13 protein-coding genes and 2 pseudogenes are annotated in these 10,454 nt (G+C 70.5%); 8 read left to right on the forward strand and 7 right to left on the reverse strand.

Going from position 1 to position 10,454, the window contains the following annotated elements; genetic code table 11:
• Positions 1 to 59: 59 nt before the first annotated feature.
• Genes STRAU_RS13820 through STRAU_RS13830 form a run of 3 tightly spaced genes read right to left on the reverse strand, consistent with a single transcriptional unit; the run spans position 60 to position 1,719 of the window.
• On the reverse strand, positions 60 to 836 hold the full coding sequence (locus STRAU_RS13820) for an SDR family NAD(P)-dependent oxidoreductase (RefSeq protein WP_037659242.1): 777 nt from the start codon (positions 834 to 836) through the stop codon (positions 60 to 62).
• On the reverse strand, positions 829 to 1,317 hold the full coding sequence (locus STRAU_RS13825) for a cupin domain-containing protein (protein WP_016640931.1): 489 nt from the start codon (positions 1,315 to 1,317) through the stop codon (positions 829 to 831). The genes STRAU_RS13820 and STRAU_RS13825 overlap by 8 nt, the downstream gene beginning before the upstream one ends.
• 24 nt (positions 1,318 to 1,341) lie before the next feature.
• Entirely contained in the window at positions 1,342 to 1,719 is a 378-nt protein-coding gene (locus tag STRAU_RS13830; protein ID WP_016640932.1) for an ATP-binding protein, read from the reverse strand.
• A 136-nt stretch (positions 1,720 to 1,855) separates the two neighbouring features.
• On the opposite strand from STRAU_RS13830, the gene STRAU_RS13835 reads away from it, so the two are divergent.
• The 4 genes from STRAU_RS13835 to STRAU_RS13845 all read left to right on the forward strand — a co-directional run bounded on the left by STRAU_RS13835 (position 1,856) and on the right by STRAU_RS13845 (position 4,250).
• Complete coding sequence (locus tag STRAU_RS13835) at positions 1,856 to 2,701, forward strand: helix-turn-helix domain-containing protein (protein WP_037659256.1); 846 nt, start codon at positions 1,856 to 1,858, stop codon at positions 2,699 to 2,701.
• Positions 2,664 to 2,942, forward strand: coding sequence for a DUF397 domain-containing protein (locus tag STRAU_RS13840; protein WP_016640934.1), 279 nt, complete (start codon positions 2,664 to 2,666; stop codon positions 2,940 to 2,942). Before STRAU_RS13835 ends, STRAU_RS13840 begins: the two co-directional genes overlap by 38 nt.
• 202 nt (positions 2,943 to 3,144) lie before the next feature.
• Positions 3,145 to 3,279 carry a hypothetical protein gene (locus STRAU_RS43600; RefSeq protein ID WP_259299903.1) on the forward strand — a complete coding sequence of 45 codons (135 nt, stop codon included), beginning with the start codon at positions 3,145 to 3,147 and terminating at the stop codon, positions 3,277 to 3,279.
• A gap of 425 nt (positions 3,280 to 3,704) precedes the next feature.
• Positions 3,705 to 4,250 (forward strand): DUF1062 domain-containing protein, encoded by a 546-nt coding sequence (locus STRAU_RS13845; RefSeq protein ID WP_037659260.1) that lies wholly within the window; start codon positions 3,705 to 3,707, stop codon positions 4,248 to 4,250.
• A 69-nt stretch (positions 4,251 to 4,319) separates the two neighbouring features.
• Here STRAU_RS13845 and STRAU_RS13850 read toward each other — a convergent pair whose 3' ends face one another.
• Positions 4,320 to 4,739: a hypothetical protein gene (locus STRAU_RS13850; protein ID WP_016640938.1), complete on the reverse strand. Its 420-nt coding sequence runs from the start codon at positions 4,737 to 4,739 to the stop codon at positions 4,320 to 4,322.
• 156 nt (positions 4,740 to 4,895) lie between these two features.
• Between STRAU_RS13850 and STRAU_RS13855 the strand changes: the two genes are divergently transcribed.
• The gene (locus STRAU_RS13855) at positions 4,896 to 5,768 is read left to right on the forward strand and encodes an LLM class flavin-dependent oxidoreductase (protein ID WP_016640936.1); all 873 of its coding nucleotides are present in this window, start codon (positions 4,896 to 4,898) and stop codon (positions 5,766 to 5,768) included.
• On the opposite strand, the gene STRAU_RS13860 is transcribed toward STRAU_RS13855, so the two are convergent.
• Positions 5,765 to 6,463: a TetR-type transcription factor C-terminal domain-containing protein gene (locus STRAU_RS13860; protein ID WP_016640937.1), complete on the reverse strand. Its 699-nt coding sequence runs from the start codon at positions 6,461 to 6,463 to the stop codon at positions 5,765 to 5,767. The genes STRAU_RS13855 and STRAU_RS13860 overlap by 4 nt on opposite strands.
• Positions 6,464 to 6,683: 220 nt before the next feature.
• On the opposite strand from STRAU_RS13860, the gene STRAU_RS13865 reads away from it, so the two are divergent.
• A complete protein-coding gene (locus STRAU_RS13865) occupies positions 6,684 to 7,625 on the forward strand; it encodes an esterase/lipase family protein (RefSeq protein ID WP_016640939.1) in 942 nt (313 codons plus the stop codon).
• Between the two features lie 9 nt (positions 7,626 to 7,634).
• On the opposite strand, the gene STRAU_RS13870 is transcribed toward STRAU_RS13865, so the two are convergent.
• Both STRAU_RS13870 and ctaD read right to left on the reverse strand, forming a co-directional pair.
• Positions 7,635 to 7,976 carry a hypothetical protein gene (locus STRAU_RS13870; RefSeq protein ID WP_259299904.1) on the reverse strand — a complete coding sequence of 114 codons (342 nt, stop codon included), beginning with the start codon at positions 7,974 to 7,976 and terminating at the stop codon, positions 7,635 to 7,637.
• Between the two features lie 5 nt (positions 7,977 to 7,981).
• Positions 7,982 to 9,610: pseudogene (gene ctaD, locus STRAU_RS13875) on the reverse strand (aa3-type cytochrome oxidase subunit I); the annotation flags it as partial.
• A gap of 115 nt (positions 9,611 to 9,725) precedes the next feature.
• Here ctaD and STRAU_RS13880 point away from each other — a divergent pair.
• Together STRAU_RS13880 and STRAU_RS13885 are read left to right on the forward strand one after the other, a co-directional pair.
• The gene (locus STRAU_RS13880; RefSeq protein WP_016640942.1) at positions 9,726 to 10,268 is read left to right on the forward strand and encodes an RNA polymerase sigma factor; all 543 of its coding nucleotides are present in this window, start codon (positions 9,726 to 9,728) and stop codon (positions 10,266 to 10,268) included.
• Positions 10,261 to 10,454, forward strand: a pseudogene (locus tag STRAU_RS13885) (hypothetical protein); the annotation flags it as partial. The gene STRAU_RS13880 and the pseudogene STRAU_RS13885, both read left to right, overlap by 8 nt.

The raw sequence follows: 10,454 nt of genomic DNA on the forward strand, positions 1-10,454 counted from the left end.
GGGGGCGGCAGCCCCCTGGTTACGGGGAGGGGCGGGACTGGGGCGCCCCCCCGCGAGGGCTACCACGTGGAGCGCGCGCTCACCCCGCCGTCCACCACCAGATCCGTCCCCGTGATCCACGACGCCGCGTCCGACGCGAGGAACACACACGCGCCCCCGACATCCTCGGGCCGCCCCAACCGCGAGAGCGGCGCAGCCCGCCCCCACCGCTCGACCCCGTCGGGCCACTCCTCGGCGAGCGCCGGATGCCCGACAAGCCCGGGGGACACACTGTTCACGCGCACCCCGCGCCCCCCGTACTCCACAGCGGCCGCCCGCGCGAACATGATCAGCGCGGCCTTGGACGCGCTGTAGTGCGCGTGCCCGACGGCGGGCTGATGCCCCTCGATGGACGCGATGTGCGTGACGCTGCCCCCGCGTTCCTGCCCCGCCATGACCTCCGCGGCGGCCTGCGTACAGACGAAGGCGCTGGTGACGTTGGCGTCGTACAGCCCCCGCCAGTCGCTCGCCGTCATCCCGTCCAGCCCCTGCACGGGCTGGATCCCGGCGTTGTTGACCAGCGCGTCGAGCCGCCCCCGCCAGGCGTACGCCTCCTCCACGAGCCGCCGGCACTCCCGCTCCTCGCCCAGATCGGCGGATACGACGAGGGCGTCACCGCCCGCCTTGCCGATCTCCTCGGCCACCTCGCGGGCCCGCTCCACCCCCTGGTTGCAGTGCACGACGACGGCGGCGCCCGCGCGGGCGAAGGTGCGGGCGATGCCGCCGCCGAGTAGCCCGCTGGCCCCGGTCACCAGGGCCACGCGCCCTTCCAGGGAGGGGAGTTGAGGGTCAGACACGGCACAGCCTCCGGATCAGTTCAGCCTGCTGCGGGTACCGGGCGGCCAACTCGTCCGGATCGCCGCCTTCGTAGTCCGACTCCAGGAAACCCGGAGCCATCGTCGTACCGAACAACGACCACTCGCCCCCGTCCCGCACCCGCGCGCCCATCCACGTGCCAGCGGGCACCACGAGCTGGAACTCCTCGCCGTCGCCGTCCCCGAGTATCCGCAGCTCGTCCCGCCCGTCCGGCCACAGGAGCAGCAGGTCCAGCGGGTCGCCCTGGTAGAAGTGCCACACCTCGTCGGTGGGGAGGCGGTGCATGGCCGAGAAGTCGTCGGCGGCGGAGGTGAGCAGCATGATGATCGCCGTCCCGGCGGGGTGCCCCGACGCGTCCGGTGGCCCCGCCCAGGTCTGGCGGAAGCGGCCGCCCTCGAACGGCAGGGGTTCGAGCCCGTACCGGGCCGTGAGCTCCTCGGCGGTCACCGGTGACTTGGCCATGCCGCTCCCACCTCTCTGTCGTCGTCACGCGTATCTGTCGTCGTCACACTCGAACCAGATGGTCTTGCCCGCACGCTCCGGCAGCACGGTAACCCCCCACCGGTCGGAAGTGGCCTCGACGAGCAGCAGCCCCCGGCCGTCTTCGGCCAGTTCCCCCGGACCGGTCGGCTTCGCGGGCAGTTCCGTACTGCCGTCCGTGACTTCGACGCGGAGCCCGCCCGGGGTGCGGAGGATCAGCACCGCGCAGCGGCGGTCCGGTACGTGGCGTACGACATTCGTGACGAGTTCGGAGAGCGCGAGGGTGGCGCCCTCCGTGAGGGCGGCCAGGCCCCAGCCGTGCAGGTACATCCGGAGGATGCGGCGCAGCGGTTGCACAGAGTGTTCACCGACGGTGAAGCTCATGCGGTAGCTCCGGCCAACGCCGAGGTCAAGCGGGGCAGTTGCGTGATTCATGTCACCAAAGTGGAGTCGGTTGGTTACGCTCGGCCACAAGTTGAACTTCACGCCCTGTGGCGTGGGCTTGGGGGTGACCCGGACCATGGTCAACATCCGCGACCTCGACCCCAGCGCGTCCCCGCTGGACTACTACGGCTCCGAACTGCGCCGCGTGCGGGAGGCCGCGGGCCTCAAGCAGGCGGATCTCGCGTCGTGCATCTTCTGCGTGCCGTCGCTTGTCGGCCAGGTGGAAACGGCCAGGAAGGTCCCGACGCGGGAGTTCTCGGAGCGGTTGGACGCCGCGCTGGGGACGGATGGGGCGTTCTCACGGCTGGTGGGGTTGGTTCTGCGCAGCCAGTTGCCCACGTGGTTCCAGGCGTACGCGGAGATGGAGGCGCGCGCTACATATATCTCCACGTACCAAGCGCAGTTGGTGTACGGCCTTCTCCAGACGGAGGAGTACGCGCGGGCGGTGCTGGCAACCGGAATGCCCAGCAACCTGGACGACCTGGTGGCAGCGCGAATGGAACGCCAGCGGATCCTGGGGCGAGAACACCCGCCGCTGGTGGTGGTGATCCTCGACGAGGCCGTGCTGCACCGGCCGATCGGTGGCAGGGCTGTGATGCGAGCCCAACTGGGCCACCTGTTGGACTGCGGCAATCGCCGCTGGGTGCGCATCCAGGTGCTGCCGTATTCCGCCGCTGAACACGTCGGGCTCGACGGCCCGTTCAACATGCTGCGCTTCGACGACGACCCGGAGATCCTCTACACCGAGGACATGATCTCCGGGCACATGACGGCCAACCCGGAAACGATCCGCGAAGCAGCGCTCCGTTACGCTAACTTGCAGGCCGCCGCCCTCTCGGTAGAGGACTCGGCCGGACTGATCACTCGCGTGATGGAGGAACGGTATGGGCAGCCAGGACCTGACGAACACGCGGTGGCGTAAGTCTTCGTACAGCGGCACTACGGGCGGCGACTGCGTCGAGTGCGCCCCTCTCAGCGGCGCCACGTGGCGTAAGTCCTCGTACAGCGGCAACACCGGAGGCGACTGCCTCGAAGTCGCCGAAACGGATCCCCACATAGCCATCCGCGACAGCAAAAGGCCCAACGGGCCCCACGTCACCGTCCCCGCCTCCGCGTTCCGGGACTTCGTGAACGCGGCCGCAGGCAACGCGCTCAAGCGGTGACGTCGACGGTGCCCGCGTCCAGCTCGACGGACCCCGCCCGCAGGGCAATCCGCGCGGTCCCCGCACCTTGGCCCCGCGTACCGTCTGCGTGGTGGACACACCGGTGACGCCTGACGGGCAAGCCTGCGCCCCCCGCGCGGCGGGACGAACGCGCACCCGCCCGCCGGGGTGGGCGGACCTGAACTCGGCAAGCTGCTTCAGCGTGCGGCGCGCCGCCCCGTACTTGCAGTCGCCCGACGGCTGGTTCCGGACGGCGGCGTACGCGGCGATCAGCCCTTCCAGGACCTTCCAACCGGCGGGGTTCTTCTCCCACTCCTCCGCCGCGAAGTCGTACTGACGCTTGGCCAAGGAGCAGTTCCTGTCCTGCACCAAGTCGTAGACGTGGTCGGTGTTGATCCCGTCCCACTTCGGGGAATCGGGGCCGGGCGGGACCCAGGAGAAGTCCTTGTCGGGGTCCGGGCCGGTGGGCCGGTCCGTGCCCCCGGGATCACCGGGGGAGCCGCCCCCGGACACTCCGGGCCCATGGCGCATTTCCGGACGACGCAGGCCGAATGCTATCGACGAAAACCAGTGGCGCGCTGCCGTTGTGCGCCGTTACCGTCCTGCCGAACCAAGTCGTCTGGGCAAGGACGTGCCGTTGTACACCGTGTGAGACCCCCCGAGAGCTGATCTGTCGCGCGTCGCGCATCCGCGCCGCGCTCCTTTTTGCTGCGGACTTCTCACTGAAACCGGTGTACTTCTGTGCTCAATAGCTGGGTGGTCATGCCCACCTGCCTGCCCACCGTTCTCCGCCGTTGCCACGCGTGCGCGTCGGAACGTTTCCGGGCGAACGGCAAATTCCGCGTCAACGCCCACCACAAGCTCCTCGACGCCTGGCTCCTCGTGCTCTGCGCGGAGTGCGGGGACACGGCGAAGCTCACGATCCTGGAGCGGATGAACGTACGCTCCGTACGCCCCGGACTGCTCGACCGGATGCACGACAACGACCCCGGTCTGGCGGCCGAGCTGCTCCAGGACCCGGTCGTGCGGCGCCGCAATCGCGTCGCCCTCGACTGGGACGGCGCCTGGCGCCTGGACACCGGCGGATCGGATCACCTGGATCACCTGGACCGCGAGGTGAGCGACGCGATCGACGTGTCGGTCCGCTTCGCGGCGCCGATCCCGGTCCGGCCGGTGCGGCTGATCGCTGAGGGCTGCGGTCTTTCGCGGGCCGAGGTCGAGCGGCTGATCACGGAGGGGAAGCTCGTGTCGGCGGTCCGCCTGAGCGGCAAGCTCTCCGGCGACTTCACCTTCACGCTCAAGCGCTGAGCCGCCCTCGGACCAGGGGCCTGGCCCGGCCCGGCAAGACCGGCCGGGCAGGCCCCTGGTCCTCCGTCGTCACCCGAAGGCGTTCCTGCCGCACATGCCGTGGGCGGTCCCGAGGATCCGCGAAGCCTGCTTCCCGGTGAGTTCGAGTTCCCGCTTGGTCTTCTTGGCCTGGTCGACGAGGTCCTGCCCCTGGGCGAGGCAGAGCGCGTCGCCATGGGCGACGAGCTCGTCGTCGCTGACGCGGTCCAGGTCCGGGTAGTGGTCCCGGATCGTCTTGAGGTAGAGCTTGGCGGCCACCCCTTTCAGCCCGCGCACGTCGGCGGGCGACGCCGACGGGCTCCCGGGCGCGGTGACCGGGGCGGACTCGGACGCGGCGGCCTTGGGCGTGGACGACGAGCCCGACCCACCGTCGTCGGACGAGCCGCATGCCGAGGCGCCGAAAGCGGCGAGCGCGAGACAGGCGGCGAACAGGGGCAGACGCTTGCGCATGAATCTCCTGGTACATAGGTGAACCGAGAGATTCTCCCCCATACCCGTCGTGCTCCACGACTTCGTTTGCTCGCGTAATGGCGGGGCTTCCCCCGCCTGCCGACGCGGACCGTCCGCACCGTTGCCCCGCCGCGCGCACCGGGCCACCATGCCCCCATGCGCTTCTCGATCAACATTCCGAACTTCGGGGACTTCGCGGACGCGAGGACCGTCGCCCGGGTCGCGGTCGCGGCCGAGCAGGCGGGCTGGGACGGGCTCTTCGTCTGGGACCACGTCGTCCACGACAAGGCCGTCCAGCGCGGCAAGCCCTTCGGGGACCCGTGGATGCTGCTCACGGCGGCCGCGCTCGCGACGGAGCGGATCCGCCTGGGCACGCTGGTCACGCCGGTGGCCCGGCGCAGACCCCATCAACTGGCCCGGCAGGTCGCCACGTTGGACGTCCTCACGGGCGGACGGGTGACGTTCGCGGCCGGGCTCGGCGGCCCCGTCGACGACGAGTACGCCGGCTTCGGCGAGCCCACCGACCCGCGCGTCCTCGCCGAGCTGCTCGACGAGGGGCTCGGGCTGCTCGGCCGCTACTGGTCCGGCGAGCGCGTGACGCACACCGGCAAGCACTTCCACGTCGACGACGCGCAGCTCCTGCCCGTCACCGCGCAGCGGCCCCGGCCGCCGGTATGGATCGCGGGCTTCTGGCCGAACCGGCCGCCGATGCGCCGCGCGGCCCGCTGGGACGGCGCCGTCCCGCTGTTCCAGTCGGCCAAGCACGGGGAGATCCCGCCGCTGGAGGAGTTCCGCGAGCTGGTCGCGTACGTACAGAAGCACCGCGAACAGCACGACGCGCGGGGCGCGTTCGACTTCGTGCTCGGCGGCGCCACCCCCGGCGACGACGCGAAGGCCCGCGACCTGCTCGGCCCGCTGCGCGACGCGGGCGCCACCTGGTGGGACGAGCGGCAGCTCCAGACAGGGCCCGGCCTCGACCGCCTCGACCCGGTCCTGCGCCGGATCGAGCAGGGCCCGCCCCGGCTCTAGGGCGAGCCCGTGCTCCCGCCCGGCGCGGGCGGCTGCAGCAACCCCATGAACATCAGCATCAGCTCGTCCACGATCGTGTCGAGGCTCGCGTCGACGTACCCGGCGGTCCAGTCGTACAGGAGCGTGTTGACCGCCCCGACGAAGCCCAGCGCGGCTATGCGGTAGTCGCGGGCGCCTATCTCGCCGCGCGCGACGGCCTCGTCCAGGGCGGCGACGAGCAGGTCGACCCAGCCCCTGCGGGCCTCCAGACGCTGCTTCTCCAGCTCGGGGGTGACGCCGGTGACCTCGACGAACGCGATGCGTACGAGGTGGGGGTGGCCGGTCAGGACGCGCGCGTACGCGCGGAACGCCGTCTCGGCGCGCTCGCCCACGGCGCTGCCGGGGGGCGCCTCCGCCAGCGCCTCGACGACGGCGGCCTGCGCGGCCTTCTGGACATGGCGGTGCAGGGCGGCGAGCACCTCTTCCAGATTGCGGAACTCCTCGTAGAACTGCCGGGTGGAAAGACCGGCGTGGGCGCAGAGAGCGGCGACGGACGCGGAGCGGTACGCGCCCGGTCCGGCGCCGAAGACTTCGACGCCCGCCTCCAGGAGGCGCCGCCGGCGCTCGGCCCGGCGCTGCTCGGCGGACTTGCCGCCGTACGCCCGCGCAGCCCGCTTCCGCGTGTCCTGCGTGCTCCGCGCCTTGTCGGCCGCCACCGATTCCGCCTCTCGACGATGTGTACGTCAACTCCGTGAGTCTGGGCGCCAATTGTCGCGCGCGGCGCTCTTGCGCCCGCCCCGCGTGGGCCCTACTTTCAAGTAACCAATTCTGAAGCGGTGTCGTTTCAGATTCCCCGGCGTGGGCGTGTCATGTCTGTGACAAGGGGGAGGCGCCCCTGTGCCGGGTCCGTGCACGGCAACCGAAGGGACCGGAACCGTGAACAGATCCGCAGCCGTCCTCCTGCCTCTCGCCCTGGCGGCCACGGCGCTCACCGCCGCCGCCCCCGCGCAGGCCGACGAGCAGCCGCGCAAGCGGTACCCCGTCGGCGGCGTGGCCGACGGCGTGAGCAACTTCCTGTTCAGTCCGAACGCCGTGTCCGGCGTGAACGACTGGAGCTGCAAGCCGACCGCCGAGCACCCCAACCCCGTGGTCCTCGTGCACGGCACCGGCGTCAACCTGGGCGCGAACTGGGTCAGGATGGGCCCGACGCTCGCCAACGAGGGCCACTGCGTCTACGCCTTCAACTACGGGATGGGCAGCCCCTTCAACCTCGGCGGGCGCGTCGGCGGCCTCACCGGCGTCGCCAAGTCCGCCGAGACGATGAGCGCGTTCGTGGACAAGGTGCTCGCGGCCACGGGCGCCAAGAAGGTGAACGTCCTCGGGCACTCGCAGGGCGGCATGATGCCGAACCACTACCTCAAGCGGCTCGGCGGCGCGCAGAAGGTCGACCGGCTCGTCGCGCTCGCCCCCACCAACCACGGCACCACCCTCAGCGGCCTGGTGAACCTGGGCAAGGCCCTCGGCCTGCTCGGCGTGGTCAACTCCGCCTTCGACCACCTGAATCTGCAGGGCCTGAAGGACCAGGAGGAGGGCTCGGACTTCCAGAAGGCGCTGTGGGCGGACGGCGACACCGTGCCGGGGGTGCGCTACACGGTCATCGCCACGAAGAACGACGTCGTGTCGACCCCGTACAGCAACGGCTTCCTGAAGGGCGACAAGGTCCGCAACATCGTCGTACAGGACCAGTGCCCGAAGAATCCGGTCGGGCACGTGGGCCTGTTCACGGACGGGCCGACGACACAGAACGTCGTCAACGCCCTGGGCGCGGACAAGCCCGACTTCAAGCCGGCGTGTGAGGACTACGGGCTGCCGTTCTGACGCGGCGGGTCAGCGCGCGGCGAGCACGATCACCGTGCTCGCCGCCGCACCCGCGAGCCCCACCAGGCAGCCGACAAGCACTCGTTGGCGCAGCGCCCGGTACCGGCTCTCGTACTCCCCGCGCAGGTCCAGGCAGCGGCCCGCGATGTGCCGCCAGGTCTGGCGGGTCAGCGACAGGTGGTCCTCGGCGTACAGCCGCTCCACCTCCGCGCGTTCGGCGGGGGTGAGCCAGTCGAGGCGCTGGGCGAACGCCTCGGCGGCGGCGCGGCTCTCGGCGCGGGCGGCCTCGGCGAGCAGGTGGCCCTCGATCTCGGAGATGAGGGTGTCGGCGTTCACCGGCCGCTCGTCCATGGCGGTCACGGGGCCGCCACCTCGTCCCGCGCCGGCGCAGGCGTCAACCCGGCCTCGGCCGCCGCGATGTCCGGGTGGTGCAGGTCGAACGCCGGGGACTCGCTGCGGATGCGGGGCAGGGCGGTGAAGTTGTGCCGGGGCGGCGGGCACGACGTGGCCCACTCCAGGGAGCGGCCGTAGCCCCAGGGGTCGTCGGCCTCCACCGGCTCTCCGTACTTCGCCGTCTTCCAGATGTTGTAGAAGAACGGCAGCAGCGACATGCCGAGCAGGAACGAGAAGATCGTGGAGAGCGTGTTGAGGCCCGTGAAGCCCTCCACCGCCAGATAGTCCGGGACGCGGCGCTGCATGCCCGCCGTACCGAGCCAGTGCTGGACGAGGAACGTGCCGTGGAAGCCCACGAAGAGCGTCCAGAACGTGATTTTGCCGAGCCGCTCGTCGAGCATCTTGCCCGTGAACTTCGGCCACCAGAAGTGGAATCCGGAGAACATCGCGAAGACGACGGTGCCGAAGATGACGTAATGGAAGTGCGCGACGACGAAGTAAGAGTCCGACACATGGAAGTCCATCGCCGGTGACGCCAGGATCACGCCCGTCAGACCGCCGAAGACGAACGTGATGAGGAAGCCGACCGCCCACAGCATCGGCGTCTCGAAGGACAGGGACCCCTTCCACATCGTGCCGAGCCAGTTGAAGAACTTCACGCCCGTCGGCACGGCGATCAGGAACGTCATGAGGGAGAAGAAGGGGAGCAGCACGCCGCCCGTGACGTACATGTGATGGGCCCAGACCGTCACGGACAGGCCCGCGATCGCGATGGTCGCGCCGATCAGGCCCATGTACCCGAACATCGGCTTCCGTGAGAACACCGGAATGACCTCGGAGATGATGCCGAAGAACGGCAGGGCGATGATGTAGACCTCGGGATGGCCGAAGAACCAGAACAGGTGCTGCCAGAGCAGCGCGCCGCCGTTCGCCGCGTCGAAGATGTGCGCCCCGAACTTCCGGTCCGCCTCCAGGGCGAAAAGCGCGGCGGCGAGCACCGGGAAGGCGAGCAGCGCGAGCACGGCCGTGAGCAGCACGTTCCAGGTGAAGATCGGCATCCGGAACATCGTCATGCCGGGGGCGCGCATACAGATGATGGTCGTGATGAAGTTGACCGAGCCGAGGATCGTGCCGAAGCCCGAGAACGCGAGCCCCATGATCCACATGTCGCTGCCGATGCCCGGCGAGTTCACGGCGCCCGACAGCGGGACGTATGCGGTCCAGCCGAAGTCGGCTGCCCCCTGCGGGGTGAGGAAACCGCCGACGGCGATCAGCGAGCCGAACAGATACAGCCAGTAGGCCAGCATGTTCAGGCGCGGGAAGGCGACATCGGGAGCGCCGATCTGGAGCGGCATGATCCAGTTCGCGAACCCGGCGAACAGCGGCGTCGCGAACATCAGCAGCATGATCGTGCCGTGCATCGTGAACGCCTGGTTGAACTGCTCGTTCGACATGATCTGCGTGCCGGGACGGGCCAGCTCGGCGCGCATGAACAGCGCCAGCACCCCGCCGATGCAGAAGAACGCGAACGACGTCACCAGATAGAGCGTGCCGATCGTCTTGTGGTCGGTGGTCGTCAGCCACTTCACGGTTGACCTCATGCCCCGTAGGTGTCCGGGAGCCGCACGGGCGTCACCGCGCACCCCTGCCGCGAGAATCACAGCGGCCGGGTGTGAAGATCGGGGGCATGCCGGACACCTACGGTCCATGAGCACGGACGATTCCTTCGCGGCCGCCTACCGCGAGCACTACTGGGCGGTGAGCCGGTTCGTCGCGCGCCGGCTCGACGCGGGGGAGGTGCACGAGGTCGAGGAGGTCGTGGCGGACGTCTTCTCCATAGCCTGGCGGCGCCGCGCCGAACTCCCCGACTCACCGCTGCCCTGGCTGTACGCCGTGGCCCGCAACTGCCTCGCCAACACGGTCCGCGGCCTCGGCCGCCGGCGGCGCCTGCTGCACCGGCTCGGCCACCACGAGACCGCGAACGGCGGCCAGACCGTGGACAGCCCCGACACCGAGCGCCCCGGCTCCTGGGTGCACGAGGCCCTGGCCCGGCTCTCGCCCGCCGACCAGGAGGCGCTGCGCCTGACCACCTGGGAGGAGCTGGGCGTCGACGAGCTCGCGGTGGCCCTGGAATGCAGCCGGAGCGCGGCCGCGATGCGACTGCACCGCGCCCGCCGCAGACTCCGCGCGGAGATCGACCGGATGCAGATGCACGTACGAGCGGGACAAGCGGGAGAGCACCGTGACTGACCACCTGGACGACCGGGCGCCCGGCCACCTGAGCGACACGCCGGACGACCCGCGCGACGACCGGCGCGACCTCGACCTGCTGCGCGCCGCCGACCCCGTCTCCGCCACCGAGGGCCCCTGGCGCGACCGCCCCCTGAACGCCGTCGCCGAACGCGGCCTGAACCAGCTCCTGCACCGCACCCGCAC

Source organism: Streptomyces aurantiacus JA 4570 (genome assembly GCF_000414115.1).
Lineage (GTDB): Bacteria > Actinomycetota > Actinomycetes > Streptomycetales > Streptomycetaceae > Streptomyces > Streptomyces aurantiacus_A.

Excerpts from the sequence above, each read along its gene's own strand:
- STRAU_RS13825 (WP_016640931.1), bottom strand. The coding sequence starts at position 1,317 with ATGGCCAAGTCACCGGTGACCGCCGAGGAGCTCACGGCCCGGTACGGG.
- STRAU_RS13830 (WP_016640932.1), bottom strand. The coding sequence starts at position 1,719 with ATGAGCTTCACCGTCGGTGAACACTCTGTGCAACCGCTGCGCCGCATC.
- STRAU_RS13835 (WP_037659256.1), top strand. The coding sequence starts at position 1,856 with ATGGTCAACATCCGCGACCTCGACCCCAGCGCGTCCCCGCTGGACTAC.
- STRAU_RS13840 (WP_016640934.1), top strand. The coding sequence starts at position 2,664 with ATGGGCAGCCAGGACCTGACGAACACGCGGTGGCGTAAGTCTTCGTAC.
- STRAU_RS13845 (WP_037659260.1), top strand. The coding sequence starts at position 3,705 with ATGCCCACCTGCCTGCCCACCGTTCTCCGCCGTTGCCACGCGTGCGCG.
- STRAU_RS13850 (WP_016640938.1), bottom strand. The coding sequence starts at position 4,739 with ATGCGCAAGCGTCTGCCCCTGTTCGCCGCCTGTCTCGCGCTCGCCGCT.
- STRAU_RS13855 (WP_016640936.1), top strand. The coding sequence starts at position 4,896 with ATGCGCTTCTCGATCAACATTCCGAACTTCGGGGACTTCGCGGACGCG.
- STRAU_RS13870 (WP_259299904.1), bottom strand. The coding sequence starts at position 7,976 with ATGGACGAGCGGCCGGTGAACGCCGACACCCTCATCTCCGAGATCGAG.
- STRAU_RS13880 (WP_016640942.1), top strand. The coding sequence starts at position 9,726 with ATGAGCACGGACGATTCCTTCGCGGCCGCCTACCGCGAGCACTACTGG.